This is a genomic window from Rhodococcus sp. 114MFTsu3.1, assembly GCF_000383555.1.
Classification (GTDB): Bacteria; Actinomycetota; Actinomycetes; order Mycobacteriales; family Mycobacteriaceae; genus Rhodococcoides; species Rhodococcoides fascians_E.
Window position 1 is genome coordinate 111,622 of the sequence record NZ_KB911557.1, and the last position, 26,503, is coordinate 138,124.

General features: G+C 63.2%; 24 protein-coding genes. 15 read left to right on the forward strand and 9 right to left on the reverse strand.

The features are described from left to right. Positions 1–5: 5 nt before the first annotated feature. The 9 genes from H292_RS27310 (at position 6) to H292_RS0122020 (ending at position 11,672) form a co-directional block, all read left to right on the forward strand. Complete coding sequence (locus H292_RS27310) at positions 6–1,412, forward strand: uracil-xanthine permease family protein (protein ID WP_051127781.1); 1,407 nt, start codon at positions 6–8, stop codon at positions 1,410–1,412. A 76-nt stretch (positions 1,413–1,488) separates the two neighbouring features. Continuing rightward, positions 1,489–2,388 carry an FAD binding domain-containing protein gene (locus H292_RS0121985; RefSeq protein ID WP_020112751.1) on the forward strand — a complete coding sequence of 300 codons (900 nt, stop codon included), beginning with the start codon at positions 1,489–1,491 and terminating at the stop codon, positions 2,386–2,388. After that, complete coding sequence (locus H292_RS0121990; protein WP_019663303.1) at positions 2,381–3,019, forward strand: (2Fe-2S)-binding protein; 639 nt, start codon at positions 2,381–2,383, stop codon at positions 3,017–3,019. The genes H292_RS0121985 and H292_RS0121990 overlap by 8 nt, the downstream gene beginning before the upstream one ends. Beyond that, entirely contained in the window at positions 3,016–5,484 is a 2,469-nt protein-coding gene (gene cutA, locus H292_RS0121995; protein ID WP_020112752.1) for an aerobic carbon-monoxide dehydrogenase large subunit, read from the forward strand. Before H292_RS0121990 ends, cutA begins: the two co-directional genes overlap by 4 nt. Then, positions 5,481–6,128, forward strand: a complete 648-nt coding sequence (locus H292_RS0122000) for an SRPBCC family protein (protein ID WP_020112753.1) — start codon at positions 5,481–5,483, stop codon at positions 6,126–6,128. The genes cutA and H292_RS0122000 overlap by 4 nt, the downstream gene beginning before the upstream one ends. 233 nt (positions 6,129–6,361) lie before the next feature. After that, entirely contained in the window at positions 6,362–8,461 is a 2,100-nt protein-coding gene (locus tag H292_RS0122005) for a hydantoinase/oxoprolinase family protein (RefSeq protein ID WP_027498977.1), read from the forward strand. Then, positions 8,461–10,401, forward strand: coding sequence for a hydantoinase B/oxoprolinase family protein (locus tag H292_RS0122010; RefSeq protein WP_019663307.1), 1,941 nt, complete (start codon positions 8,461–8,463; stop codon positions 10,399–10,401). Before H292_RS0122005 ends, H292_RS0122010 begins: the two co-directional genes overlap by 1 nt. Positions 10,402–10,410: 9 nt before the next feature. Beyond that, entirely contained in the window at positions 10,411–11,226 is an 816-nt protein-coding gene (locus H292_RS0122015; RefSeq protein ID WP_019663308.1) for an NmrA family NAD(P)-binding protein, read from the forward strand. Continuing rightward, positions 11,226–11,672, forward strand: a complete 447-nt coding sequence (locus H292_RS0122020) for a MarR family winged helix-turn-helix transcriptional regulator (protein ID WP_019663309.1) — start codon at positions 11,226–11,228, stop codon at positions 11,670–11,672. The genes H292_RS0122015 and H292_RS0122020 overlap by 1 nt, the downstream gene beginning before the upstream one ends. A 26-nt stretch (positions 11,673–11,698) precedes the next feature. On the opposite strand, the gene H292_RS0122025 is transcribed toward H292_RS0122020, so the two are convergent. Together H292_RS0122025 and H292_RS0122030 are read right to left on the reverse strand one after the other, a co-directional pair. Then, positions 11,699–12,061: a hypothetical protein gene (locus H292_RS0122025; RefSeq protein ID WP_020112755.1), complete on the reverse strand. Its 363-nt coding sequence runs from the start codon at positions 12,059–12,061 to the stop codon at positions 11,699–11,701. A 65-nt stretch (positions 12,062–12,126) separates the two neighbouring features. Then, positions 12,127–12,744 (reverse strand): hypothetical protein, encoded by a 618-nt coding sequence (locus H292_RS0122030; RefSeq protein WP_020112756.1) that lies wholly within the window; start codon positions 12,742–12,744, stop codon positions 12,127–12,129. 229 nt (positions 12,745–12,973) lie between these two features. Here H292_RS0122030 and H292_RS0122035 point away from each other — a divergent pair, with 229 nt between their 5' ends. Then, complete coding sequence (locus tag H292_RS0122035; protein WP_231383886.1) at positions 12,974–13,489, forward strand: hypothetical protein; 516 nt, start codon at positions 12,974–12,976, stop codon at positions 13,487–13,489. Positions 13,490–13,492: 3 nt separating this feature from the next. On the opposite strand, the gene H292_RS0122040 is transcribed toward H292_RS0122035, so the two are convergent. Next, entirely contained in the window at positions 13,493–14,326 is an 834-nt protein-coding gene (locus tag H292_RS0122040; protein WP_019663313.1) for an adenylate/guanylate cyclase domain-containing protein, read from the reverse strand. 294 nt (positions 14,327–14,620) lie between these two features. Here H292_RS0122040 and H292_RS27315 point away from each other — a divergent pair, with 294 nt between their 5' ends. Then, a complete protein-coding gene (locus H292_RS27315) occupies positions 14,621–15,607 on the forward strand; it encodes a hypothetical protein (protein WP_081631882.1) in 987 nt (328 codons plus the stop codon). Here H292_RS27315 and H292_RS0122060 read toward each other — a convergent pair. Both H292_RS0122060 and H292_RS0122065 read right to left on the reverse strand, forming a co-directional pair. Further along, positions 15,576–16,427, reverse strand: a complete 852-nt coding sequence (locus H292_RS0122060) for a DMT family transporter (protein ID WP_020112761.1) — start codon at positions 16,425–16,427, stop codon at positions 15,576–15,578. The genes H292_RS27315 and H292_RS0122060 overlap by 32 nt on opposite strands. Further along, on the reverse strand, positions 16,424–17,296 hold the full coding sequence (locus H292_RS0122065; protein ID WP_020112762.1) for a MurR/RpiR family transcriptional regulator: 873 nt from the start codon (positions 17,294–17,296) through the stop codon (positions 16,424–16,426). Before H292_RS0122065 ends, H292_RS0122060 begins: the two co-directional genes overlap by 4 nt. Positions 17,297–17,492: 196 nt before the next feature. Between H292_RS0122065 and H292_RS0122070 the strand changes: the two genes are divergently transcribed. Together H292_RS0122070 and H292_RS0122075 are read left to right on the forward strand one after the other, a co-directional pair. Continuing rightward, the gene (locus H292_RS0122070) at positions 17,493–19,940 is read left to right on the forward strand and encodes an AAA family ATPase (protein ID WP_020112763.1); all 2,448 of its coding nucleotides are present in this window, start codon (positions 17,493–17,495) and stop codon (positions 19,938–19,940) included. After that, positions 19,937–20,287, forward strand: a complete 351-nt coding sequence (locus H292_RS0122075) for a hypothetical protein (RefSeq protein WP_019663318.1) — start codon at positions 19,937–19,939, stop codon at positions 20,285–20,287. Before H292_RS0122070 ends, H292_RS0122075 begins: the two co-directional genes overlap by 4 nt. A gap of 20 nt (positions 20,288–20,307) precedes the next feature. Here H292_RS0122075 and H292_RS0122080 read toward each other — a convergent pair whose 3' ends face one another. The 3 genes from H292_RS0122080 to H292_RS27320 all read right to left on the reverse strand — a co-directional run bounded on the left by H292_RS0122080 (position 20,308) and on the right by H292_RS27320 (position 22,907). Next, entirely contained in the window at positions 20,308–21,069 is a 762-nt protein-coding gene (locus tag H292_RS0122080; protein WP_020112764.1) for a maleylpyruvate isomerase family mycothiol-dependent enzyme, read from the reverse strand. 43 nt (positions 21,070–21,112) lie between these two features. Next, positions 21,113–21,703 carry a TetR/AcrR family transcriptional regulator gene (locus H292_RS0122085; protein ID WP_020112765.1) on the reverse strand — a complete coding sequence of 197 codons (591 nt, stop codon included), beginning with the start codon at positions 21,701–21,703 and terminating at the stop codon, positions 21,113–21,115. A gap of 229 nt (positions 21,704–21,932) precedes the next feature. Beyond that, a complete protein-coding gene (locus tag H292_RS27320) occupies positions 21,933–22,907 on the reverse strand; it encodes a helix-turn-helix domain-containing protein (RefSeq protein WP_155949806.1) in 975 nt (324 codons plus the stop codon). A gap of 66 nt (positions 22,908–22,973) precedes the next feature. Here H292_RS27320 and H292_RS0122095 point away from each other — a divergent pair, with 66 nt between their 5' ends. Continuing rightward, complete coding sequence (locus H292_RS0122095; RefSeq protein ID WP_020112767.1) at positions 22,974–23,507, forward strand: OsmC family protein; 534 nt, start codon at positions 22,974–22,976, stop codon at positions 23,505–23,507. 5 nt (positions 23,508–23,512) lie between these two features. Here H292_RS0122095 and H292_RS27325 read toward each other — a convergent pair whose 3' ends face one another. Further along, positions 23,513–24,706, reverse strand: a complete 1,194-nt coding sequence (locus H292_RS27325) for an acyl-CoA dehydrogenase family protein (RefSeq protein WP_020112768.1) — start codon at positions 24,704–24,706, stop codon at positions 23,513–23,515. 391 nt (positions 24,707–25,097) lie between these two features. Here H292_RS27325 and H292_RS0122105 point away from each other — a divergent pair, with 391 nt between their 5' ends. After that, positions 25,098–26,498 carry an NtaA/DmoA family FMN-dependent monooxygenase gene (locus H292_RS0122105; protein ID WP_020112769.1) on the forward strand — a complete coding sequence of 467 codons (1,401 nt, stop codon included), beginning with the start codon at positions 25,098–25,100 and terminating at the stop codon, positions 26,496–26,498. Positions 26,499–26,503: the final 5 nt, after the last annotated feature.

Genomic DNA, 26,503 nt, shown 5'->3' on the forward strand with positions numbered 1-26,503 from the left:
TGAACATGCCGATTTGGACGTTGCATGGGGATGGCAAGACGGTGGCGCCGGGTGAAGTCGTCGCTCCCGGTGAACGGCTCAGCTGGGGGCGGACCATCGGACTCGGTGGCCAGCACGTCGTATCGATGTTCGGTGCGACGTTCGTGTTTCCGATCATCATGGGTCTGAATCCGCAACTGGCAGTGATGATGTCAGGGTTCTGTACCATCTTCTTCCTTCTGGTGGTCAAGGGCCGGATTCCGAGTTATCTCGGAACGTCCGCTGCGTTCGTCGGCGGCATCGCCGCGATTCGGGCGCAGGGTGGCACCTCGGCGGAGGTCACCGGTGCGATCCTGGTGTCCGGCCTCGTGCTCGGGCTCATCGGCGTCGCTGTCCACTTCCTCGGCGGCCGCCTCATCTTCAAGTTGCTTCCGCCCGCCGTCACCGGGGCGGTGGTCATGTTGATCGGCTTCAACCTCGCACCGGTGGTGGCCGGCCTCTACTGGCCGCAGGACCAATGGATCGCGCTGTTCGTGATGGCAGCGTTGATCATCATGTCCGTCGCGCTTCGCGGCTTCATGGGTCGGATCGCGATCTTCCTCGCGTTGATCCTCGGTTACGCCGCGTCGTGGGCGCTCGACCGTCTCTCCGGGCCGATAACGTCGTACGACGCGAACGTCGGCGAGATCACCGAGCACTTCCGCGTCAACTGGGACCCTGTTGTGTCGGCCTCCTGGTTCGGTCTACCGCCGTTCTCCGACGAGGCCAACGGTGTCGTCGGCATCCACGCCCCGTCGTTCAGCCTCACGTTCGTCGTACTGGTTCTGCCCGGTGTCATCGCGTTGATCGCGGAGAACGCTGGTCACGTCAAAGCTGTCGCGGAAATGACCAAGGAGGACCTCGACCCGTACATGGGCCGTGCGTTGGCCGGTGACGGGTTCGCCACGGCAATCGCCAGCGGCGTCGGTGGCTCACCGACGACCACTTACGCCGAGAACATCGGCGTCATGGCCGCTACGCGCGTCTATTCCACCGCCGCGTACACCGTGGCCGGCATCGTTGCCATGCTGCTGGGTTTCTCGCCCAAGTTCGGCGCGTTCATCTCGGCCACCCCGGGCGGTGTGCTCGGCGGCATCACCGTTGTCCTCTACGGCATGATCGGCCTGCTCGGAGCCAAGATCTGGAAGGAGAACGGCGTCGACTTCGGCAACCCGCTGAACATGATGCCCATTGCTGCCGGCCTGATCATCGGTATCGGCGACGTGTCCCTGACGTTCAGCGACACCTTCTCCCTCGGCGGCATCTCGCTCGGCACGATCGTCGTGATCCTCATGTACCACTTGTGCCGATTCGTCGGAGCCCGCAATCCCGAGTTGGACCGTTATACATCGGGCACGTCCGAGGGATCGACACCGAGCAAACAACTGACCTGATTGTGACAGGCATCGTGCGTGACTGTTGTCACAAGTAGACAAGTTACCTCCGTTTCCGGACAGGCAGGATCGAGACATGAAACCGTCGCCGCTGACATACCACCGGCCCACCACGATCCCGGAGGCGTGCCGGATACTCGCCGAGGTCTCGTATGAGGGCAAGGTCATGGCGGGTGGTCAGTCACTCGTCCCGCTGCTGTCGATGCGGTTGGCCGCACCGGCGCACATCGTGGACATCGGAGCGGTGCGAGACCTCGATTCGATTGTTGCCTCCGGTGATTCGGGCGTCGAGTTCGGCGCGCTGGTCACGCACTCCGTACTGCACGATCACCCTGCAGCCCGAGAAGTTCAGCCGTTGTTGAGCCGAGGCCTGCATCTGGTGGCGCATCCGACGATTCGCAACCGCGGCACCACCGTCGGATCGATCGTGCACGCGGATCCCTCGGCCGAGATGCCGGCCGTGCTGTCGCTGCTCGGCGGAGAGGTCACGGTGCAGTCGACGCGGGGTCAGCGCGTGATCGCGTCCGCCGACCTGTTCGCCGGGCCGCTCGAGAGCACGCTCGAGCCCGACGAGATCGCTCTGGCCGTGCGCGTACCGGCAGCGCGAGCGGGAGTCGGTACCGCTATCGACGAGATTGCCCGACGGCACGGCGACTACGCGTTGGTCGGTGTCGCGGCCCAGGTGGAAGTGGTGGACGACTACGTCGTCACCGCGAAGATGACATACATTTCGGCAGGAGAGCTCGGTCTCGTCGTCGATTACAGCGACACCCTGGCCGGGGCGTCGGCGACCGACGAGCGTGACCCCAAGTGGCGTGCGCTGGGCGAGCTGGCCCGCGACACCGTCGAGACCGACGCCGACATCCATGCCACGGCCGCTTACCGTTCTCAGCTGGTGTCTGCGCTGACCAGTCGAGTCGGACTCGCGGCGGCCGCGGACGCACGCACACTCGTGAGGAGCAGAACCAATGCCTGACAAAACCATCGACGATCAGCTCGCGGAGCTGCAGGCCGACACCGGCGAGCATCACGTCGCCGTCACGTTCACGCTGAACGGCGTCACCGAAACCGCGGTCCTGCCGTCTCGGACCCTGGCGTCGGATGCGATTCGACATCACCTGCGCCGCACCGGAACACACGTCGGCTGCGAGCACGGTGTGTGCGGGGCGTGCACGGTGTTGCTGGACGGCAAGCCTGTCCGATCCTGCCTCGTGCTCGCAGCGGGCTTGGAAGGCCACTCGGTGACGACGGTGGAGGGCCTCGTCGAACCCGACGGCACGCTGCACCCGGTGCAGCAGGCGTTCAAGGACTGCCACGGTCTTCAGTGTGGTTTCTGTACTCCGGGATTCGTCACGACGATCGCGGCATTCCTCGAGGACAACCCGAATCCGACGCACGACGAAGCGACCGATGCCATTGCCGGAAACTTGTGCCGCTGTACCGGATATCAGAACATTCGTGCATCGGTGCTCCGCGCCGCCGAGATCAAACGTGAACGGGCGGGGGAGTTCCCGCTCGGCGTCGACGACGAAGCCACCCGTGACGCGCTCGACCGTAAGGTCCGCGGCGCGACTGCACCTGTCGGTGGAAAGGCGGGGAGGGCATGACAACCCAGATCGACACCGCGCACGTGGTAGGCGCGTCGGAGAAGTTCTTCGGCAAGCCCATTCCGCGGGAGGAGGACACGCGTCTGCTCAGTGGGCAGGGCCGTTACCTCGACGACCTCGGCCACGGCGCGCTGATCGCGGCGTTCGTGCGTTCCCCGCACGCGCACGCGAAAATAATCGACATCGACATCGATCCGGCGCTCGATGTGGCAGGCGTTCACGCCATCTACATCTACGACGATCTGGTCGACGATTCGGAGGAGATGGCGGAGAATCTGCCACTGCTGATTCCGCATCCCGCGATCGTCGCCGCGCGCAACGGATATCCGCTGGCCAAGGACGAGGTCAACCACGTCGGTGAGGCCATCGCCATGGTCGTCGCGGACAACCGCTACATCGCCGAGGATGCGTGCGCGAAGATCGACGTGACGTACGAGATGCTCGACCCTGTTGTGGGTATCGACACCGCGCGCACTGCCGCCAAGGCGGTCCACGCCGATGTGCCGGACAACGTCGCGGCACGGCTACAACACGGATTCGGCGATGTCGACGCCGAACTGGCGGCTGCACCCAACCGTCTGACATTGGATCTCGAGATCGAGCGGTCCGCCTCGATGCCCATGGAAGGCAAAGGCGTCTACGCCCGCTGGGACGGCGACGAGAACGTACTGACGTTCTGGACGTCGACGCAGACCTCCACGTCCGCGCGTGCCGCCATCGCAGCTCGACTCGGCATGGCACTGAACAAAGTTCACTGCATCGCGCCCGATGTCGGCGGCGGTTTCGGTGTCAAGATCGTCCATCCCTGGCCGGAGGAGGTCATGGTCACCTGGGCTGCCCGACGCCTCGGCCGCGCCGGCGTTTCCAACGAGGTCAAGTGGGTTGAGGACCGCCGTGAGCATTTCATCTCGAGCGCCCACGAGCGTGGCCAGATCCAGAAGGTCGAGATCGGTTTCGACGACGACGGACATCTGCTCGCTTTCGACTTCACGTTCTGGCACGACAACGGCGCGTACCTGCCCTACGGCATCATCGTCATGATCAACACGGCCACACAGGTGCTGGGACCGTACAAGCCGAAGTCCTTCCGCGTCGACGCGTACTCGCTCTATACCAACACGGTGCTGGTCACGCCGTATCGCGGCGCCGGACGGCCTCAGGCGGTGTTCGCGATGGAACGTGCGATGGACGCCATCGCCGATCATCTCGACAAGGACAGGATCGCCGTTCGTGAGATCAATTTCGTTCGGCCCGAGGACATGCCGTACGACTTCGGGCTGATGTTCCAGGACGGGCGCCCGTTGATCTACGACACGGGCGACTACCAGGCCGGCATCGACAAACTCAAGAAGCTCGTCGACTGGGATGGCTTTCCCGAGTACCAGAGGAAGGCGCGAGCCGAGGGTCGTACTGTCGGCATCGGTATCGGCGCGTACGTCGAAGGAACCGGACCGGGACCGTACGAGGGCGCACATGTTGTCGTCGAGACGTCCGGCAAGGTCAAGGCCGCGACGGGGTTGACGACGCAGGGGCAGGGACATCAGACCGCGTTCGCGCAGATTGTCGCCGACGACCTGGGCGTGAAGGTGTCCGACGTCGAGATCGTCACCGGCGACACCCGTCGCTTCGGCTACGCCGTCGGTACGTTCGCCTCACGTGGTGCGGTGATGTCGGGTTCGGCGTTTCATGTCGCGGCGCAGATGGTCGCTGAGAAGGCGAAGAATGTGGCGTCGGGAATCCTCTCGGTGGATCCGAGTGATCTGGAGCTGCGCGGGGGACATGTGTGTGTGGTCGGCACCGAACCCGGTGTCGACGGGACATCGGTACCTCTCAGCGTCGTCGCGGTGCTGTCGAATCCGCTGCGCTACGCCTTCGACAAGGAGTCCAAGCTGGCCACGGGTTTCGCCAAGACCAACCCGGACATGACGAAACCGCCGATTGCGGAGGGCGACCAGCCTGGGCTCGAAGCCACCGGGTACTACTCGCCGCCGCACTCGACCTTCGCGTCTGGGGTGCACGCTGCCATCGTCGAAACCGATCCGATCACCGCCGAGATCACCGTGCTGCGGTACGTCGTTATTCATGATTGCGGCAATGTCATCAATCCCCGCATCGTCGAAGGACAGGTCCAGGGTGCAGTGGCGCAGGGCATCGGCGGAGCGTTGTACGAGAAGATCGTCTACGACGAGCACGGGCAGATGCTCAACGCCTCCTACATGGACTTTCTGATGCCGTTCGTCACCGAGATGCCGAACACGTTGGAAATGGACCATACGGTGACGCCGTCGGGCCTGAACCCATTGGGAATGAAGGGTGCAGGCGAAGCGGGCGTGATCCCCACCAGCGCCGTCATCGCCGCAGCCATCGAGAACGCCGAAGGCATCCCCATCACATCCATGCCTATCTCACCGTCGGAGTTGTTCGAGCTCCGCCTCGCGCACCAGTCAGCACAGGAGAATTCATGAGAATCGCCGGCACCGCACAGCTCACGGCACCTCGCGAGGAGGTGTACGACAACCTGCAGGACGGACGCGTACTCGCCGCGACCATTCCCGGGGTGCAGTCACTCGAACAGCTGACGGACAACCACTACAAGCTGTCCATCATGGCCGGAGTCGCGTCCATCAAGGGAGTGTACGACGGTGAAGTCGTTCTTTCGCAACAGGATCGGCCCCATTCGTTCGTCATGACGGCGTCTGGCGCGGGTGCCCCGGGAACGGTAAAAGCCGACGTCACGGTCACCCTGACCGAGAACGAGGGCGGCACCCTGCTCTCCTACGACGCCGACGCGGTCGTCGGAGGAATGGTCGGAGGCGTCGGGCAGCGCATGATCACCGGCGTCGCGAAGAAGATGGCCGGAGTGTTCTTCAAGAGCATCGACGGGGTCATCGCCAACGGCATTCCGTCGTCGACACCCGAGGCCGCACCGGCCGGTGAAACGGATGCGGCGCAGCCGGACCGGCAGGTCGCAGCAGCATCTGCACCCTCCGTGGCCGTGGCGAGTGCGGGGGGTGCGGACATCTGTACCGTCGTGGTCAGCGCTGCCCTGGGAGCCGCCATCGCCCTCACCGGTGTAGTCATCGGCGGCGTACTCGGACGGTCGAAATAGGTCTGCACTTCAACCGTTCCCCCGTCCGACACTCACTCCGCCCGACGTTCGCTCCGGAAACCGGGGTCCCACTCCATGCTGAACGCCCCGAACCCGTCCGGTTCGGGGCGTTTTTCGTGCCTGTTCACTGGATGCCGAAGACCGCCCGCAGTGTTGGGCAAAATCTGCCAACGACTACGTGATGCACACGCTGTGAAATGGCATTACACGCCAGCGACTACACGGAGGCAGCAGTGGATTCCAGGAAGATTCGGATCGGTATCGACACCGGTGGCACGTTCACCGACATCGTCGCGGTCGACGACGAGACCGGCGCCATGGTCACCACCAAGACACCCTCGACGCCGGCAGACCCCGCGGAGGGATTCCTCACCGGCATCGAGAAGGTGCTCGAGAAGCTCGGTGAGAGCGGTGAGAGTATCGGCGCGGTCAGCCACGGCACGACGGTTGCTACCAACAAGCTGCTCGAGGGCAAGGTAGAGAACCTGGGGTTCATCACCACCGAGGGCTACGAGCACGTGCTCGAGATCGCCCGTCAGTCGGTGCCCGACGGCTACGGCAACTCCTACTTCTGGGTCAAGCCCGATCGCATCGTTCCGGCGGACAGAGTCAAAACCGTCGGTGGTCGTCTTGCGTTCGACGGCCGCGAGATTCGTCCACTCGACGAGGCAAGTGTCCGCACCGCTGCTCAGTTCTTCAAGGATCGCGGGATCATGACGATCGGGGTGTGCCTGATGCATTCCTATGCCGACCCGTCCCACGAGGAGCGGGTCCGCGACATCCTCGACGAGGTGTTCCCGGAAGCGACGGTGAGCATTTCGAGCCAGGTTCTGCGCGAATACCGCGAGTACGAGCGGTCCATCACGACACTCGTCGACGCTGCCGTGAAGCCGAACATCCGCAACTACGTGAACAACATCGCCAACCGGCTGCGTGAGTTCTCCACTGCCGACGGTGAAGCCCGAGACATCCCCTTCTACGTCATGAAGTCCAACGGCGGCGTGCTCTCGGCCAAAGAGGTCGTGCACCAGCCGATCACGACGGTCTTGTCCGGTCCGGCAGCGGGTGCCCTCGGTGCAGCACTGATCGCCGACGCTGCAGGCGTCGACCAAGTTCTCACGTGTGACGGCGGTGGAACATCGACCGACGTCACCGTTGTCGTACAGGGCGAGCCTGCGCTGACCACCGAGGGACGCGTCGGGAACTATCCGTCGAAGATTCCGATGATCGACGTCGTGACCGTTGGTGCAGGCGGCGGGTCGATTGCCTGGATGACTCCCGAGCGCACCCTTCGCGTCGGACCTCAATCGGCCGGTGCTGATCCGGGACCGTTGTGCTACGGCAAGGGCGGCAGCGAGCCGACCATCACCGACGCCCACGTGCTGCTCGGCCGGATCCCACCGCACTTGCTCGGTGGTGAGATTCCACTCGACACCGAGCTCGCTCGAAAAGGGCTGGAGCAGTTGGCGACAGAGTTGAAACTCGGGTTCGAGGAGTGCGCCGTCGGTATCCTCGAGGTGTCGGCGTGGAACCAGGCGAATGCGTTGCGGCAGATCACCGTCAAGCGTGGTCTCGACGTCAGAAATTTCACCCTTGTCACCTTCGGTGGTTCGGGCTCGCTCCTCGCGTGCAGGCTCATCGACATTCTCGGTCTCAAGGACGTGCTGGTACCACTCGACCCGGGCAACGTGTCGGCATTCGGACTGCTCACCGTCGACGTGCGCAACGACTACGTCCAGACGCACGTCGGTCGTCACGACCGGTTGCAGGCCGCCGAGCTGCAGGAGCTGTTCGATGCACTGGCCGGCAAGGCCGAGATCGCCCTCGCCGACGAAGGTTTCGACGAGACGCAACGCCGGTACGCGCGCACTGCCGACCTCCGGTACATGGGCCAGGCGTTCGAGGTCCGCGTTCCTGTCGGCGACGGGCCCATCACGCCCGAACTCATGGGCGCGTCCGCCGAGGCGTTCCACGAGGCGCACCGCGAGCTGTATGGTTACGACTTCCGCGGCGACCACGCTCAGCACGTGGAGTGGGTCAACCTGCGAGTCAGCGGAATCGGGCCCATTCAGCGTCCGGCCGCCCGTACGGTTGCAGCCGGTTCAGGTTCCGAGTCTGCCCGAACCGGTTCCCGCAAGTCCTACTTCGACTCCTGGGTGGATACCACCGTCTACGACCGTGCTCGCCTGGGTGCTGGTGACACGATCGACGGTCCAGCCGTCATCGAGGAATTCAGCTCCACCGTCCCGATCCACCCCGGATTCTCGGCGCGAATCGACACCCACGGAAACATCCGCATCTCCAAGACTTTCGACTCGAACGGAGCGAAGTGATGACTGCTGTACTCGATGCTGCGGCCGCGACCGCAGCCAAGCCCTACCGACTGACCGAGACCGACGGTGCGATCCCGGACCCGATCCTCGTCGAGATCGTCGCAGGCTACCTTGCCAGCGTCGAAATGGAGGTCGAGACGTCCATCTCGCGGACCTCCCGTTCGCCGATGATCCGCGATGCCCACGACTTCCGTGCCGGCATCCACGATCGCAATCTGCGTAAGTTGACGGGTCGTTCGTACTCTGCGTTGGTGCACCCCATCGCCCGTGATTTCCCCCTGGAGACGATGAAGCCCGGAGACGTCTATTTCCACAATGACGTCTACCTGTCCGAAGGCGGAATCGGCCACCTCCCGGACCTCTGCGTCACGGTCCCGGTGTTCGCTCGTACCACTCCCGATTCGGAACCGAAGGTGGTTGCCTTCGTGCAGGCCTTCGGGCATCACGACGACATCGGCGGCTGCTGCCCGGGCTCCATGCCGTCCGGTGCGACGACCGTGTACGAAGAAGGGTTGATGGTTCCGCCCATCAAACTCTGGGATCAGGGAGTGGCCAACGAGGCAGCTCTGCGCATCATGACGCGCAACTCCCGCATGCCCGACGCTTTGGCCGCCGATCTGGATGCCGAATGCTCGGCGTGCCTGATGGGTGCGCGTCGACTGACCGAGTTGTTCGAGCGTTACGGCGTGGACACCATCGAATCCTGCTTCGACGCGATGATGGACGCGACCACCGAGACGTACCGCCGTGAGATTCTGAGCAAGATTCCGGTCGGTGAGTACACGTGGGAGGACTACGCGGAGCACGACGGCGTCGACGAGCCCATGCTGCACACTCAGCGCATCACCTTGACGAAGACGAGGCCCGAGGACGAGGGCGGCGAGCGGCTGATCCTCGACTTCACCGGGACCGGCCCGCAGGCGAAGGGGCCCATCAATCACTGTGGTGACTACGCGGACGGCAACTTCCTGATCAAGTGGCTCGCGCCGATTCTGCGCAATCTCGCCGACACACCCGAGCGCATGGCCGAACTCGACGTCAACGAGGGAGTCGTGCCGCTGATCGAGATGAAGTTCCCCGAGAAGGGAACGCTCATCACCCCGATTTTTCCGGCTCCGACGAACGCTCGAACGTTCGTGATCCTGCGTCTGCTCGGTGTCCTGTCCGGTGTGGTCGCCAAGGCCGTCGACGGCAACATGCCGGCCGATCAGGAGACGATTCGGTACACCGGTGTCTACGGCGAGGACTTCGACGGGCACTCATACCTGATGCGCGAGGTTCTCGGCGGCGGTTCGGGTGGCCGGTATTACGCGGACGGCGAGGACACTATCCACGTCGTGCCGGATTCGCGAAACCTCCCTACCGAATTCAGTGAGAGCCGTTTCCCGTTCATCGTCGAAAAGCTCGGATTGGCCGTCGATTCCGGCGGTGCCGGACGGTATCGCGGTGGTCTGGGGTACGAGAAGCACATCCGGATGCTGAAGGACGCGCACTTCATGTCCATCGCGGACCGTTCGATCCTGGCCTGCTGGGGTGTCAAAGGCGGCAAAGCCGGTCGACCGTTCTCGGTGGTGCTCGACCCTGACGGCCCTAACGAACGCGAGTTCGACGCACTCACCGACGCTGAACCCATCAAGGCTGGGGAAGTGATCCGCATCCGCACTACCGGCGGCGGTGGGTGGGGCGACCCGCTTGACCGGCCGACCCAGGAAGTTCTGCGGGACGTGTCGTGGCGCAAGGTCTCGGTGGACGGCGCGCGGGAGGATTACGGCGTCGTCATCGTCGACGGGGACGCACCGTCGGTCGACGACAACGCCACCGCGACACTGCGCGAGCAGTTGCGCGGAGGTCGCGGTGAGAGTGAACCGTTCTTCGATCGCGGCCCGGGATACGCCCAACTCTCCGGCGGAGACACCTCGGCCGTCTACGATTACGTCTAGGACGGGCTCATGAGCAACGGAACTATCCGCGGCGCCGACATCGCAGTTGTCGGCGCCGCGGGTAAGACCGGTTCCGCAGTGGTCGACGCGCTTGCGGACACGGTGGGGGTACGACGCCTCGTGCGACGAGCGCGTTCGCAATTCGATCACGAAGTGGAGCTGGAAACCGGTGCCGGGCTGCGCAAAGCGCTCCTCGGGTGTCGGGCGGTGTACTTCATCGCCCCCAATGTCCATCCGGACGAACCCAACTTGCTGCGAAATACGTTGACCGCAGCGGCTTCTGCTGGCGTCGACCATTTCGTGTATCACTCGGTGGCGTGGCCGTACACTCCGGCGATGCCACATCACATGGACAAAGCGAAATGCGAGGACGAGCTGCACCGATCTCCGTTGAAGTGGTCGGTGCTGCAGCCGTGCGCCTACGTCGAGAACTTCGCCGGTGCGTTGTCGGGTGACTCGACGAGGGTGACGTTGCCCTACAGTCCGGATACCCGCTTTTCTTTCGTCCGTCTGCATGATGTCGCAGCTGTCGCCGCGGCCGTATTGACCGAAGGCGAACGACATCATTGCGCGACCTACGAACTCGGCGGTCCGCAGGCCCTGTCGGTTCGTGAACTCCTGCGGGGGTCCGGTGTGGAAATCGAACAGATCTCACTGGACCAGTGGCAGGACTCGGTGAGCGGGTCGATGCCCACGGGGGCGATTGCGCGGTTGCGCGCGATGTTCGACTTCTACGACCACCACGACTTCCTCGCCGGGAGCGCGGCCGTGCAGTTCGTACTCGGCCGGCCGGCGTCGGGCGTCGACACGGTCGTCGCCGGCTGATGACCACTGCCACCGACACCCGTGCCGATTCGATGGAGACGATCGCGACGTTGTTACGCAACACGGACGCGGTGAAGGCGCAGTTGGAGGAATCCCTTGCGCGGGTGGGTCTGAATTGGGCGAGGTTCGAGATCCTGCGGACCATAGGGCAATGCGGACCGATGACCTACGAGCAGATCTGCCGCAGGCTCGCACGTCACCGCACCACGATACGAGTGACAGTCGCCGGGTTGGAACGTGCGGGTCTGGTCGAGAGGTACCGCGATTCCGCGCATTCACAGCGCTTGCTCGTGGCCCTCACGAGTTCCGGTGAGCGAACGGTCGAACGCGCGAACACGGTCATCGCACAGTGTGCTGTCATTCGTCGAGTCGATTCCGATGTCGAATTGACCGACGCAGTCTCCTCGGTCGAAGGGTTCGTGCGTGGTGTGAGAGAACACCGCTGAGCCGGAGACCGCGTACAGAGGCCGGTTCAGTAGTCGAGAACCGTGAACGGGTCGAAGACTGAAATGGTGCGGAAGGCGTAAGTGGAAGACCCGGCCGGGAGTTGGATCGACCGCAGAAGATGTGCCTGGCCGGCCGGATCGACCTGCCACGTCTGGCCTTGGCCGTGGAAGCTCCAACTGTAGATGGGCTGGTTGGCTCCGTAGGGACTGATGATGAGCGGGTCAGACCCGCGTGTACCGTACGCGGCGGGGTCGAATGCGCTGACGTAGTGCTCTGTGTTCTCACTGGTGAACGGTGAATCGTAAATTCCGTCGGCCGAAGCCGGCGTCGCTGCCAGGGCTGTGGTGCCCAGTGCGAGTGCGGACGCAGCAATGATTTTCTTGATCAACTTTTCGGTCCTATCGTCGTTGGGACATTGTGTGAATCGACTCCGCGGTGAACCTCGTTACCCGGTCAGAAGGTCACGTTGACGTCGCGGGAGATCATGAACCCACTGTCAGCTCCGCTGTAGCAGGCGACTCCGACTTCGGTGGAGCGGCAGACCGTTCCGGTTACTCCGATGACCTGGCCGTATTCCAGTACGGGCGTGTCGTCGGCGACGAAGATGCCCTGGTTGGTGCAGATCTGCTCGACGGCGCCGCCTTCGAGGATCTGCACTCCGTAGGTGTTGTTCTCGGTGTTGAGACATTCCCGACCGCTGCTGCCGGGCACGGAGTATCGGACTTGGCAGCCCACGACCGTCCCGGGCGCGTTCTGGGAGTTGAAGCCGCAGAACACGTTTTCGCTCGGGGATCGGAAGAAGTACTGGCCGTCACCACGCTCGAAATCGCGAGCATCGACGTTGACGTCATCGCGTGACGGTGTCGGCGGAATCGTGACCGGATTCGGTCCGGGGGTGGACTGATCCTCGGGCGCAGGTTCGTTGTCGGGTAGTGGAGTTTCGGTGCTGTTCGGCGTCGCCGTTGCAGTGACTGCGGCGACGGTGTCGGGTTCCCGGTAGTCCGAAGAACCGCAGGCTGCGAGTGCTGTTGCCGCGAAGACGGCCATGGTGGTGACGAACAGACGCTTCATGAAGAGCCCTCACCGGTGCATGCGGGGTGCAGCACCTTCTCGACAGGAAAATCGATGCCGCGGGAGTGGGCGTTAACGATGTTCGCGTCACGACCCCGTCACGAATCGGTGTAGGGGTAGACGTGTTGCCGCCCGTTTTGCGAAGGTGTCGTGAGTGGAGATGTAGGCCCTGGCCTACATTTCCATTCACATGAGGGGAGAGGTTATGCGAAAAGTGTTGCGAAGAGCCGTGGTTACGACGGCATTGTTCTGTTCGCTGGTCCTGGGTGCGGGCACGGCTGCCGCGGCGCCGCAGACCAGCATCACGCCGGTTCCGGTGGTCACCGGCTTTCAGATCGCTCCGGGTGCTGTGCCGGGTGGGTTGTTCCAGACCATTCCGATGAAGACGACCGTCGGAGCAGAGCCCGGTGTCGTGAGTATCTCCGCTGCGAACGTCGCTGCGTGGGACCCCCAGTATCCCTATCGGTTCTTGACGGTGCATTGGCGCAATCTAGCTACTGGTGCAACGGGTTCGGAGGGTCTGCGGCACTGGGAGCTGTCGGGTTACGAGAGGCCGCCGTACGATCCGGCGATTCCGAACGGCAACGTTCCGCTCGAGCTCACCGGAGAGGGTTTGCCGACGGAGGTGGTGGCAAAGACGGGTGCAGGGCCGGTTGCCATCGTCGTGACTCATTCGCGCGAGTACTGGGGGCCGCCGCGGGTGGACACCCTCATTCCGGGTATCGGTGTGGTGTTGGTGCCCTGACGGTCAGTCGAGTTCCCGCACGGTCGTCGTCGCCGGAAGTGCGGGAACTTCCACGGGGTACAGCTGGTGGGTTCCTTTCATGCCCTTCAGCTGCACCTCTCGTGGTTCGGCTAGGACTATGTCGTACGCACGACCGATCTTCTCGCGTACCGATTCGCTGATCAGGATCTCTCCGCCGTCGGCCTGCCCTGCGACGCGTGCGGCCATCGCGACGTTGAGCCCGAACAGGTCGTCGCCGCGGCGCACCGAGCTGCCGACGTGGATGCCCATGCGGACTCGGATCCGATCCCACTTGTCCGGATTCTCCTGCAGAGCCTCCTGAACTGCGATTCCGCATCGCACCGCTTGGCCTGCATCGGTGAACGCGATCATGTAGCCGTCGCCCTGGTTCTTGATGACGTGGCCGCCGTGGCCTTCCACCTGCTTGGTGATCAGCCGGTTGTGGCGTTCCAGCAGCTTCACCCAGCCGCGATCGCCCAGTTCCTCGTTGCGTGCCGTGGAGCCTTCGATGTCGGAAAACACGACCACCACGTCGCCGTCGGCCGCGATCCGCGCGAGATCGGGCCGCTCGACCTTCGCCCAGCCCGCGAGGTCTTCGACGGAATTGCGCACCGTCGCGCCGAAGCCTTTGTTGATCAGCGAATCGGCGGTGTTGAACGTCGTCCGGATCGCGAACGGCACCAGGCCACGACGTTTACGACGCTTCGACGAGCTGTCGAGTGCTCGGTCCAGAGCAGCTCGGGTGGTCTTCAACTTCTTCTGCGACACGATCAACAGCACGCCGAGCGCAACAATGACAGCGAGCTCGACACCGGCAGCAACAATCCACAGGGTCACGCAGACATCATCGTCTGTGTCTGCCGGTTATGGGCAAACACCCCCCCCTCGAGTTCGGGCGGGACAGCCTCGGACATTGCGCCCAATTCTTCGTGGGCGCTATGAGGGGAGAGATCTACGCAGTCAACGACGATGTCCTTCCTCGCGACGAAGCCGCTGAAGCTCACCAGCGGATGGACGTCGGTCAGGTATTCGGGCGCATCGTGCGGACGAGGTGATCGAGTGACATCCGAACGAATGGAGTCATGACGTCTGTCACTTCCATGGTCTCGACTTCGGGCTCACCGTTGAAGCATGCGTACATTGCGTAGTCCCGTGATCGGGCTGTACTTCCTCGCCCCGCTAGTTGCGGAATTCTTCCTGGGTGACTTTCCGCTGTACCTGTTGCCGCTCATTCTGCCGCTGTCGCTGTGGTACGGCGCCGGCGCAGTTCTGATCCGAGAACTGACTCGACGAGCGGGCAGAGGCTGGCCGACGATACTGCTGCTGGGGCTCGCATTCGGCGTCTTCGAAGAGGGTGTGCTGACGATGTCATTGTTCAACCCCGACTACGCCGGGGGAGGATTGCTCGACAAGGGCTATCTTTCCGTGCTCGGAATCGGTGTTCCGTGGACTGTTTTCGTTCTCGGTCTGCATGTGGTGTGGAGCGTTGCCGTTCCGGTTGCATTGATCGAGGAATGCGGACGCGACAGTCGAACGACACCGTGGCTGAGCACTCGCGGGTTGGCCGTTGTCGCGGTCTTGTTGGTGGCAGGCTCTGCAGTGACGTTCGGATCGAACTATCCGCTGTACGGCCACTTCGTCGCTACTGCGCCACAGTTGATCTCGTCCGCATCGATTGCGGTCGGATTGGTTGTCCTGGCGCTGCGGCTACCTAGCGGATCGCATTTGTCGGACGGTCGAGCTCCTTCCGCGTGGATCATGTTCGCGACATCTCTTGGCTGTGGTGCTGTGTTCGTGTCGGGTATCGAACTGCCGTCGGAGTTTCTGTCGGTCAGCGCCATGTCGGCTGCGCTCATCGTGCTGGGGGTGGTCGTCGTGCTCGGCTCTCGGCAGCGGGGTTGGGGACCGAAACACCGCTTCGCCGTCTCGGCGGGCCTGCTGCTCACCTACTCGTGGCATGCGTTCACAGGTGGATACGGCGACACTGCGTCGGAGTTCGCCGTGTCGCTGGTCAGCTATTGTGCGTACGCGATCGCGGCTGTGATGTTGCTCTTCGTGTGTCAGAAGCGGATATTCCCCGTCACCTCTAGTTCGCGGCGATCAGCACGATTCCCGTGAGCACGACGGCCGAACCTGCCAGTCGTCGGACAGGGTTGCTTTCGTGGAACAACCACCACGCCAGCAAGGATCCGATGACGATCGACGACTCACGGGCTGGGGCGACCACCGACAGCGGCAGGGACTTCATTGCAACGAGAACCAGGATGTACGCAGCGGGGGAGAGCGCTCCGACGAGTAGGACTTCTCGCCGATAGGTCCCGAATGCGCTCTTCAACTGCGCCCCCTTGCCGACCACCTTGGGCGTGAGCAGCAGCGATTGCATCGAGACCGCCAACGCGAAATACGTGACCGGCGACAGGTCGAGAGTGACGACGGAGAAGTGATCCCACAGGGTATAGGCGGCGATCATCGCACCGGTTGCGGATCCGAGCAGCACTCCTGTTGACACCGAACCATTCTGGCGACGTTTGTACCCGGTCACGACGAGTATCCCGAGAAGAATGATCACGCCGCCCAGTATCGGCAGAATTCCAGGGCGTTCGCCGAGCACTGTGACCGCGACGACAACGGTGATCAACGGTCCTGTGCCGCGTGCGACCGGGTAGACCACGTTCAAATCGGCTCGTGCATAACCGACTTGGAGGGTCAGCGAATACCCGATGTGAAGGACGGCCGTCACGAGTGGGCCGATGAGCAAGGCCCATGATGCGGTCCACTGGCCGAACAACAGCGCTACCGGGAGGCACAGCACGGCCGATGCCGTCATGTACATCCACACGAAGACGGCGGCGTCCCCGGTGAATCGTTTTGCTGCAATGTTCCACACGGCGTGGAGTATTGCTGCGAGACCGACCAGCCCGAGTGCTGCGTGATTCACCGTCGGTCTCGGACCGGTGTGTCGAAGCCTATTGCCTCGGCGCGGCGAGTTCGGTCCATGTTCGCCAACGCAACTCCCGCGTGCAGTATGTCGACGACGGTCAGGTGTGCCAGGCGACTGCTGGATTGAGCGAGCTGGAAATCGAGCTCTGAGCCACCCGCGACGAGCACGTGATCGACGATGTCGACGAGCGGCGACGAAGTGAAACTGGTGATGGCCACGACCGGGGCGCCGACATGACGAGCGGCCTCGGCCACAGCGACGGTTTGCGGAGTGATTCCTGTGTGGCTGACAGCGAGGAGGATGTCCGACGGGCGGAGAAGACGGGCGACGACGAGCGTGGACAGATGATCGACCGGCGCCTGGACCATCAGTCCGATCGAGGTGAACCTGACCGCGGCGTCGGCGGCGACGGCCGACGACGTGCCCGATCCGGATATCAGTATCCGTTCGGCCTGATCGAGTTTGCCCACGACCTGCTGCACGACTTCCTCGTTCAGGGTTCCTCGGACGGCTCCGATGACGCTGACATGGCTCGACAAGATCGAATCGACGAGTTCCTTGGGTGTCGTCACATCGGTCAGGCGGGGAGGTGGGACGAACATTCCTGCCCCGCCGGATGCCCGAGCCACCGCGAACTTCAGGTCGCTGAACCCCGTGAAACCGGCAGCTCGAGCCGCCCGAACCACGGTTGCGTTCGATACACCGGCGCGCTCGGCGACCTCTGCCGTCGACGCGTTCTGAACGAACTCCGGCTGATCGAGAACCAGCCGAATCACCGACGCATCACTGGCTCTGAGGCTGGGCAGCACCGCACGCATCGCGCCCTGGAGGCTCGTCATGTCGAACGGGTGTGTCGGCGGTGTCATCGTCGGGAGTCTCTCCTCGGTGCGCTCGTGGCTACCGACAAGGTATCAATGTTTCAGATCGGAGACAATGAAGGAAATGGTGTTTCCAACTGCTGCGGTGTACGCGTCCGCCCCTTGTCCGGGTGCGCAGTGTCGGTCTCGTATGGAACTGTGGGGTCTGGTTGGGGAACCAGACAGACACGACAGGGGAGTGCCGGTGACCAAGCCCGACGAGGCCGTGGACAGACCGCTCATGGAGGTCGTGTTCGACGCCATCGACGCAGATCAGGACTTGGCCGACGAAGCCAAATACCTCGTCCTTGCCGCGCTCGAAGGCATTGCCGAACTCGACGATCAGCTCGACGGTGTCACTCTCCTGCAGGCCCGCCGGGCTGCGCACGGCATGACCAAGGAGGATCCTGTCGGTGCATTCCTGACGTCCATCGAGGTGGCCGGCTTCCGCGGTATCGGGCCCAAGTCCGAGCTGACGCTTCATCCCGCACCCGGTATCACCATCGTCAGTGGCCGAAACGGCTCCGGCAAGTCCAGCTTTGCGGAGGCCCTCGAATTCGCGGTCACGGGCAAGAGCTACCGATGGGAGAACAAGGCCAAGCTGTGGGCCGACACATGGCGCAACCTGCACGACGCGTCGCAGTGCCAGGTGCGCGTCGGACTCACCATCGAGGGTTCGGAACGGACCGTCGTCGGCGTCGACTGGGATCCTGATGCCGCCTTGCGCGAGAACAAGACATGGACGCAGGTCGGGAATGCAAAACGCTCGCCCGGCACCGATTCTCTCGGGTGGAAGTCTGCCGTGGAACTGCACCGACCGATCCTGTCGTACGACGAGATCGGCGGTCTCGTCGAAGACAGTCCGTCGACCCTGTACGACGCGTTGGCGAAACTACTCGGACTCGACGAGATCACCGACGCCGAGAAGCGGCTGACTGCAGCGTTGAAGAACGCCAAAGTGCCGCGCCAGCAGGCGAAAGACGCGTTGATCCAGCTCAAACGCATCGTGGCCGAATCCGACGACGATCGCGCAGTGCAGGCCGTGGCGCTGCTGAAGAAGCGCCAGCCTGACGTCGGAGCCGTGCAATCTCTTGCAACCGGTTCGACGTCCGAGCAGTCACCTGCTTTGTCGGGCCTGCGCACCATCGGTGGGTTGGCGGTACCGCTGCCCGAACAGATCCAGACGGTCGTTGCCGCAGTCCGTTCCGCCGTTGCGAACAACATCGATCTCGCCAACGATGCCGCTGCGATTGCCGACAAGCGAAACACGCTGCTGGGGACTGCTCTGGAACTACACGATCTGGTCGGCGATGGTCGGTGCCCTGTGTGCGAAACCGGAACCCTCGACGACGCATGGGCCGCGCATGCCCGTGCGCGGATCGATGCCGACGACGACAAGCTCGCACAGTTCAAGCAGTCCCGACGCGATCTGGACGAGGCGCGCCGCGCAGCTCGCATGCTGATCGACGACTCGAGCACGGCAGACACTGTCGCGGGTGTCGAGTTGTCCTCTCTGACTGCATACAACGAGGCCGTTGCGACGGCTCGGGCTGTGCCCGAATCTGTTTCCGGCCTCGCAGAACACCTGAACTCGACGCTGTTTGCGGTCAGTGAATCAGGCCAGAACCTGCGTCAGGAAGCACTCGACTCCATCGCGGCGCGGGAGGACACGTGGGCGCCTATCGCTTCTCGTCTCGCGTCGTGGGTACAGCTGGAACGGGAGGCAGCCAAGACGGATGCGACCGTGGCCGATCTCGAGGCTGCGAAGAAGTGGATGACCGCCCACGCGATCGATCTGCGTAATCAGCGACTCGAGCCGATCGCAGAGCAGGCGAGGGACATCTGGGCCGAACTACGGCAGGAAAGCAACGTCGATATCGGCGCAATCAGCCTGGAGGGAAGCAGTACTCGTCGTAAAGCGGTGTTGAAGGGAACGGTCGACGGTGCACCGTCGGAGGCGTTGTCGGTGATGAGTCAGGGCGAATTGCATGCGCTCGCTCTGGCGTTGTTCATTCCGCGGGCGACGACGCCGAACAGCCCGTTCCGCTTCATCGTTCTCGATGATCCGATTCAGGCCATGGATCCTGCCAAGATCGACGGATTCATTCGCGTGCTGTCGAGCTTGGCCGAGACCCGGCAGGTGGTGGTCTTCTCGCACGACGACCGACTCGCCACCGCGATCCGGCAGATGGCCGTCGATGCGCGATTGGTGGAGGTGACGCGCGAGACGGGGTCGAGAATTCATGTCAGAGAGACGCTCAATCAAGCCAAGCGATACGTCGACGACGCGTACGCCCTGGTGCGCGACGAGAATGTACCTGGCGATGTGAAGCGGCGCGTCGCACCGGGTTTGTTCCGGTTGGCTCTGGAATCCGCTGCGCAGCAATTGTTCTATGCAACCCAGCATCGGGCGGGGGAGAGCCGCGAGGACACCGAGAAGCGCTGGGGTGATGTGAAGAAGACTCGCAATCGGCTCGCGTTGGCAGTACACGGTGATGCGGACAAGGATCTGGGCGGGTGGCTGTCCTACAGACCGGAACGGTGGCCGACACTCAAACTCTGCAACGCGGGCGTGCACGGTGACGCGGTGGCGGTCGATGTCGACGCGGTGAAGGATCTCGGCCGCGTGGTCGACGGGATTTTGAGCTCGTGACGGCAATCGCATTGCGAAACGCGGAGCGTCTGCTCGACGGAAACGTCGGTGCGGCAGGTAGTTCGGCGAGATTGGCGGCTTTCCTCGCGCGGCAGGCGTTGGAGGATCTGGTGGACCAGCATCTTCGTGCGTTGGGTGCCGAGGTTCCGAATGCGAGCATGCGGTCGAAGCTGGTCATTCTTCGGTCCCTGGGCACTACCGAACGCGCAGACGCTGCCGCGATGGCCTGGAACCGGCTCAGCAACGTGTGTCACCACCATGCCTACGAACTGGCGCCCACGGTGTCCGAGGTGCGGCACCTGTGCAGGGTGGTGGCAGTGTTGCTCGAGCCGGGTCCGGTCGCCTGAGACGTTCTCGCGCCCGAAGGTCAGAGGGGGAGTGGGTGGCTGAGCAACCCCGTTGCCTCACCGCGTCCGGACAAGAGCGAGCAGAATTCGACGGCGTCGATCTCGACTGCCTCTCCGCCCGACCCTGCGCGGTACGAACCGCCGGCCGGACCGGTCAGGGTGAGGTCGAACGGTTGGCCGTGTGTGCCGGCCCATTCTGCGACGATATCGGCGACGAGACGTCCGTCGTGCGCAGCGTCGATGTCGAGCTCCGTGCCGGCGGCGCGTGTGATGTCCACCCGGTGCATCCAGACGTCGCGGGTGAATCCGACGTCGAAAAGGTACGCGATCGGCTGACGTCCGACTGGCTCAGGAAGATTCAGCAAGGGCAGTTTGGCGATCGGGCGGGGTAGCTTCGAACGTGACTTCAGCGCAGCCGGGGCGAGTGTGTCCCATTCCGCGATCAGTTCATCGGGCGAGCTGGTGGCCCGCTCACGTACCTGCAGCTCGTTCATGCCGTCCCACCAGAACTCCCCGCCGATCTCGGCGACAAGGGGCTTGCCAGTGCGGACCTGTCGGACGAATTCGCGCGGAGATGCCTGGCCGGCAGCCGATCCGACGATGTGAGCCGCGACGGCGTGCACGTCCCACATCTGACATACGGTGGGCTTGCTCCAATCGTCTGTGCGCAGTGCGCGTAGAGCAGCGGCGAACTTGTCGCTTTCGACCGAAGTGATCTGCATGGCTTCGCGATGTTCGATCCGTGGGATCGCGGCGACGTCGATGAACGTGGGAAGAGTCATGGTAGGCCTCTCTGGGCATGTCATAGGCAGAGGAAAAGCTCGATCATGGAGCCGGATGAACTGCACCGGTGAGAAACATTGCGACCACGCGCGGCACGTGCTGCACCCATCGGTCACCACCTGGATCGTTGGCTATCTGCTGATCACACAGGCCGGCGATCAGCGAGCTGAAGATGTCGATGTCGGCCTGATCGTCAGCACCGACACAGGCGAGGACCTCGCTGGCTCGGCCGTAGAATTCGAGGGCAACCTCCCAGGATGCAGGTGAGGGTGCGAAGCCAGGGATAGTGCGTTGAAAGAGCATTTGGTGCACGATCGGGTTCTTGCTCGAGAACCGTACGTTTTCGACCACGAATTGCTCGAGCGCTGCTCGTGGCTCGGTCGGCATCGGCTGACTGTTCAGGTAGTCGATGAGCTGGCGGTACCCGTCGGCGAACATGGCGTCGTACAGGTCGAGCTTGGAAGCGAAATACACGTACAAAGACGGCTGCCGCAGGTCGACGCGGGCGGCCAACTCTCGCAACGAGATCACCGCCAACCCGTCGCGCTCGGCAAGTTGCCACGCCTCGGTGAGGATTGCAGAGATTTTGGCTTCTCGCCTGGCGCGGCGGGGGTCGTTCTTTCCGTCCGGCACCAGAACCTCCTATCGTCGATAGGAAAACTATCAGCGATAGGTGTTGGTTTGTCAAGCCGGCCACGTTATCTCATCTGGGGCCCGGCCGACCCCGTGTCCGGCAAACACGTCCTCGACATCCCGTGGACACGGTTGCCTCGTGCATGTGGTCGAACTCGACGGCAGCGGGCACTGTCCCCAGCCGAAGGCGCCGGTCAAGGTGGCGACAGCTATTCGGGCTTCGACCAGCTCATGAGTGCTCGTTGACCTGAAAGATCAACGCTGGGTGCGCAGAGAGATTACGACACGCACGTAGTTCCGAACCTGTTGTCCTGACCACGTCCCCGGGACCCAGAACGATTGAATCGTCGGCCAGCTCCAGCTTGACGACGCCGGAACCAATGCATATCGACACGGAACCGGTCGAGGACGAACTCAGGGACATGGTTGCAAAGGCGACGATGCGAAAATGTTGTGGACTGCTCGGTGCCAGGCGCGATTGACCACGCCCGAACGAGGCGGGCCTGCTGAGCTCGTACGATCGATCCGCCCCGTGTACGAGATGATCTATCGAAACACCAAGGCGTTCGGCCAATTCGACGGCGGTGTCGAGTGACAGTGACTGGGTGCCACGCTCGGTCTGCGAGATGGCGCTGCCCGATACCCCGATCATCGCTCCGACGTCGGCTTGACTCCATCCGCGTTGTTTGCGGATCGATCGAAGCCCCGCGCCGAGCCGCGACACCGTGGACGGCGGGCCGACCGTGGCGATGCCGTCGTCGACTGCGTACGGCATTTCCGTTCCGACAACTTGGCTTCGGCGTCCGTCTGCGCGCTCGACTCGAAGGTGGGTCGAGTTCTGGTCGACGATCACCTGTGCCAGTTCGCGGAGCGCAGGAGGCACCGAGGACCGTGGACATATCCACAGCGCCGTTTTTCCCTCGCGGACGACCGTGCACGCGGTGTCGGCGACCGCTCCCATGGAGGCGTGGTCCCGCAGGTCGAAGGCGCCACGGGAGAAGCCGCGATCCGAGACGTCGCGGCCGTCGGCGAGCGCGATCACACCCGCGAGCACCACGTCGACACTCGAAAGACCGTCGTCGACGACCCACAGGACGTTGTCTCCCCACCACATCCCGTCGAGCACGGTGTCGAGTTGGTCGATGCCGTATCGGGGGCTTCGGCCGTCGACGGGCCCGATGCCTATCCGAATTCTCCGGCTCACTGTGGCACCGGCCCCAGGGGCCTACAGGTGTTTTGCACCAGCACGGCCTAACCGTACAGTTTCGATATGGACATTGGTTCGACGCCACTCAACGGAATCGACCCCGAACACGCCTCTGCGCTGCGAGAACTGCTGTTCGACGCGCGCCGAGTCGAGGAGATGAGCGGTCCGTGGACGGTGGAATCGTCGTGGTCCGACGGGTTCCAGAGCACCAGTTCCGCACGCGGACACACCATCGAATTCGACGAGCCCGCCGATCTGGCGGGTAAGGACGGAGCCCCGACGCCCCACGAATATCTCCTGTCCTCGCTGAGCGGTTGCCTCATCGCGGGTGCTGTCATGCACGCGACCGTTCAGGGGATTCGGCTCGACCGTCTCGATGTCACGATCACCGGCACGTTCGACAACATTCTGCGGTGGGCAGGTCTGGACGAGAACGGCTCGGCCGGGTACCGATCCATGGAAGTCCACGCTGTCATCGCAGGTGACGCCGACGACGCGACCCTGCGCGCGTTGTGGGACCGAACGGTAGCCGGATCGCCGGTGGCCGGCACGATCAGTCGGCCGACGCCGGTGACCAGCGTCGTAGAGATCGTCTGACAGCATCACCTATCTGTGCCCAGCAGCCATGCGCCTGCACGGTGGTACTTCCATCGCGCAGGGTCGTGGGTGCTGTGCGTCCGAACATCACGCCAGTAGCGATGGAAGTTCAGCGAATCGGAAGTGGAACGTGCACCGATGAATTCGAACAACTCGCTGGCCAGTCGCTCCGAGTTCTCGCTCGCGAACGCGCTCGCCTGCGCGACTGACACTGCCGCAAGTTCGTATTGGTCCGCGGTGCGGAGTTCGTCGGCGTGGTCCAATCGACGCGCGGCTTCGTAGAGCAACTGTTCGGCAGCCTGCACGCCGGTGGCGAGTTTACCGAGTCGGTATGCCGTGAGTGGGTCGTCGATAGCGTGGTCGACGTTGGCTGTCCGCCAGGGTCGCGCGATCGTGCGGATCAGTTCGATTCCGCGTTCCAGGACGCCGAATCCGATTCCGACGTCGACGGCAGCATGGATGATGGATGCATACGGTGAGAACGTATCCGGGCGGTGGAATCCGTCGAATGGTTTGAGCGAGTAGAGTTCAGGAACCTCGACGCCGCGCAGGTGAACGGTTCCACTGTGGGTGCTTCGTTGCCCCATGGCATCCCAGTCGTTGACGATGGTCAGGCCGTCGGCGTGCCGCGGGACGAAGGTCAGGGAGAACTGTCCGTCCAGGGTCGATGCGAGCACCGGAATCCAGTGCGCGGTGAGCGCTCCCGTCGAGTAGTACTTGTCGCCGTCGAGAACCACTGAGCCGCTGCCGGTCTCGGTGAGTGTCGTGTCCGGCGGGGACAGGACCGGCTTCGATCCGCGCTCGCTCAGGGCATTGCCGAAGCGTCGACCCGCCAGGATCTCCTCGGCGAAGAACTGCTTCTGGTCGACGGTACCGTCGATGAAGATCGAGTCGATCAGGTGAAAGTGGTTCTGCGGCAACTGGCCCAGCGAACCGCTCGCTTTCGACAGGATGACGAACACGCGGACTACCGTCTCGTAGGAAACGCCGGCGCCACCGAATTCGCGGGGAACCCGAATGCCGAGTAGTCCGCTCTCGGCCAGTGCTGTCAGTTCCTCGATCGGGAGTTCCCTCGACCGGTCGAGCCGGTCTGCCGATTCTCGGAAGAATGCGGCGAGTTCCTCGGCAGCGGAGATGGCCTCCTGGGAATTCTTCAGGCGAGTAACTCGGCCGATGGGCAATGCTGTGTCGATGGTCATGCGATGTCCTGACGGGGTCGATGAGTGCGCGGTGGTGTCGTGGAGACCGGAACAGCCGAAGGGTGTGGCGTCGAATGGCGCGTGGCGGACTTTGCCATCGTTGAAATATCGGTGTCAACCCAGGTCCAGAAAGTACCGGCGTCAGCGTAGGCGAACTGTCGGTGAAGTGCGTCACACCTGGAACGGCGTCGTGGGAGCCTGTGTGGGCGATGATCTGGCCCGGTTTAAAACCACGATGAATTTAAGTGCCGGTCGAATCGAGACGCTGTTTATCGACGACTTCAAAAGTTTGACTTTAATTTTCGGTGGTGCCAATGTTCCCCACATCGACGCGTGTCCTTCTCGAATTTAGGGCCGCACTACTGAACGGCCCACAAGAAAGATCTGTGTGATGACCAGACCGCTCGTCTACAACGCGTTCCTGCACCTGACCCCCAACCATCACAGTCACGGCTACTGGCGTACGCCCGAAGGTCGTGTTCAGTACGGCTACAAGGATCTGCAGCCCTACATCGATGTGGTGAAGACGCTCGAGCGTGGAAAGATCGACACGCTCTTCATCGCCGATGTCGTCGGCGTCTACGATCTCGACTTCGGAGACGGATCGACGACGATCAGAGCCGGGTCGCAGTTCCCCGAGAACGATCCCGTCACCATCGTCTCCGCCCTCGGACACGTCACCGAGCATCTCGGTATCGCAGTGACCAGCAACATCATTCAGTCGCACCCGTTCTCGTTCGCGCGTCAGTTGTCCTCGCTCGACCACTTCACCGACGGCCGTGTCGCGTGGAACATCGTGACGTCCTACCTCAGCAACGGCTTCCGCAATTACGGGTACGACGAGATCGTCGGCCACGACGATCGCTACGAGTGGGCGCAGGAGTACGTCGACGTCACCTACAAGCTGTGGGAGCACTCCTGGGAGGACGGCGCCGTTGTTCACAATCACGAGACAGGGGAGTTCTTCGACCCCGACAAGATTCACACCATCGACCACGTCGGCAAGCGATACAAGGTGCAGGGACCGCACATCGTCGAGCCGTCCCCGCAGCGCACCCCGGTGCTGTTCCAGGCCGGGAATTCGACTGCTGGGCGCGCTTTCGCCGCAACCAACGCCGAAGTGACCTTCCTGCCGTCGAACAATCCCGCGTCGGCTGTGCGTGACATCGCAGTCCTCGACGACGAGCTCCGATCCATCGGCCGGGCGCCGTCGTCGCTCAAGAAGATCGTTCTGCTTTCCACTGTCATCGGATCCACCGAGGAGGAAGCGCAGCGCAAGAAGGACTATTTCCGCTCGAACATCGATTTCGATGCGCTGCAGGCATTCTGGAGTGGAAACTCCGGCATCGACCTCTCTTCGATCGACCCCGATACCCCTCTGTCCGAGCTCGCCGGTCGTGCGCAGCTCGGTAATCATGTGCAGTCACTCTTTCGTGCAGCCGCCGATGCACAAGAAAATCCGGATGCCCGTGTCACGTGGCGCGAATACCTCGTCGACCAGTCCCTTCTGCCGGGCCGCTTCGCAGGCACGCCCGAGCAGATCGCCGACCACGTGCAGGAATGGGCGAACGCAGGCGTCGACGGCTTCAACGTCGTCCCCATCACGACTCTCGGCTGGTGGGACGAGTGGGTCGACCACGTCGTGCCCGTACTGCAGGACCGGGGTCTCGCGCAGCGCGAATACGCGCCGGGCACCCTGCGCGAGAAGCTGTTCGGGCGCGGCGACCATCTCGGCGACGACCACCGCGCACGGACACTGCGCATCGGCGCCGACCTGCCTGCCTCTTTGTAGAGCAT

Excerpts from the sequence above, each read along its gene's own strand:
- H292_RS27315 (WP_081631882.1), top strand. The coding sequence starts at position 14,621 with ATGCGTACATTGCGTAGTCCCGTGATCGGGCTGTACTTCCTCGCCCCG.
- H292_RS0122095 (WP_020112767.1), top strand. The coding sequence starts at position 22,974 with ATGGACATTGGTTCGACGCCACTCAACGGAATCGACCCCGAACACGCC.
- H292_RS0121990 (WP_019663303.1), top strand. The coding sequence starts at position 2,381 with ATGCCTGACAAAACCATCGACGATCAGCTCGCGGAGCTGCAGGCCGAC.
- H292_RS0122080 (WP_020112764.1), bottom strand. The coding sequence starts at position 21,069 with ATGACTCTTCCCACGTTCATCGACGTCGCCGCGATCCCACGGATCGAA.
- H292_RS27325 (WP_020112768.1), bottom strand. The coding sequence starts at position 24,706 with ATGACCATCGACACAGCATTGCCCATCGGCCGAGTTACTCGCCTGAAG.
- H292_RS27310 (WP_051127781.1), top strand. The coding sequence starts at position 6 with ATGCCGATTTGGACGTTGCATGGGGATGGCAAGACGGTGGCGCCGGGT.
- H292_RS0121985 (WP_020112751.1), top strand. The coding sequence starts at position 1,489 with ATGAAACCGTCGCCGCTGACATACCACCGGCCCACCACGATCCCGGAG.
- H292_RS0122105 (WP_020112769.1), top strand. The coding sequence starts at position 25,098 with ATGACCAGACCGCTCGTCTACAACGCGTTCCTGCACCTGACCCCCAAC.
- H292_RS0122030 (WP_020112756.1), bottom strand. The coding sequence starts at position 12,744 with ATGAAGCGTCTGTTCGTCACCACCATGGCCGTCTTCGCGGCAACAGCA.
- cutA (WP_020112752.1), top strand. The coding sequence starts at position 3,016 with ATGACAACCCAGATCGACACCGCGCACGTGGTAGGCGCGTCGGAGAAG.
- H292_RS0122010 (WP_019663307.1), top strand. The coding sequence starts at position 8,461 with ATGACTGCTGTACTCGATGCTGCGGCCGCGACCGCAGCCAAGCCCTAC.
- H292_RS0122065 (WP_020112762.1), bottom strand. The coding sequence starts at position 17,296 with ATGACACCGCCGACACACCCGTTCGACATGACGAGCCTCCAGGGCGCG.
- H292_RS0122000 (WP_020112753.1), top strand. The coding sequence starts at position 5,481 with ATGAGAATCGCCGGCACCGCACAGCTCACGGCACCTCGCGAGGAGGTG.
- H292_RS0122015 (WP_019663308.1), top strand. The coding sequence starts at position 10,411 with ATGAGCAACGGAACTATCCGCGGCGCCGACATCGCAGTTGTCGGCGCC.
- H292_RS0122020 (WP_019663309.1), top strand. The coding sequence starts at position 11,226 with ATGACCACTGCCACCGACACCCGTGCCGATTCGATGGAGACGATCGCG.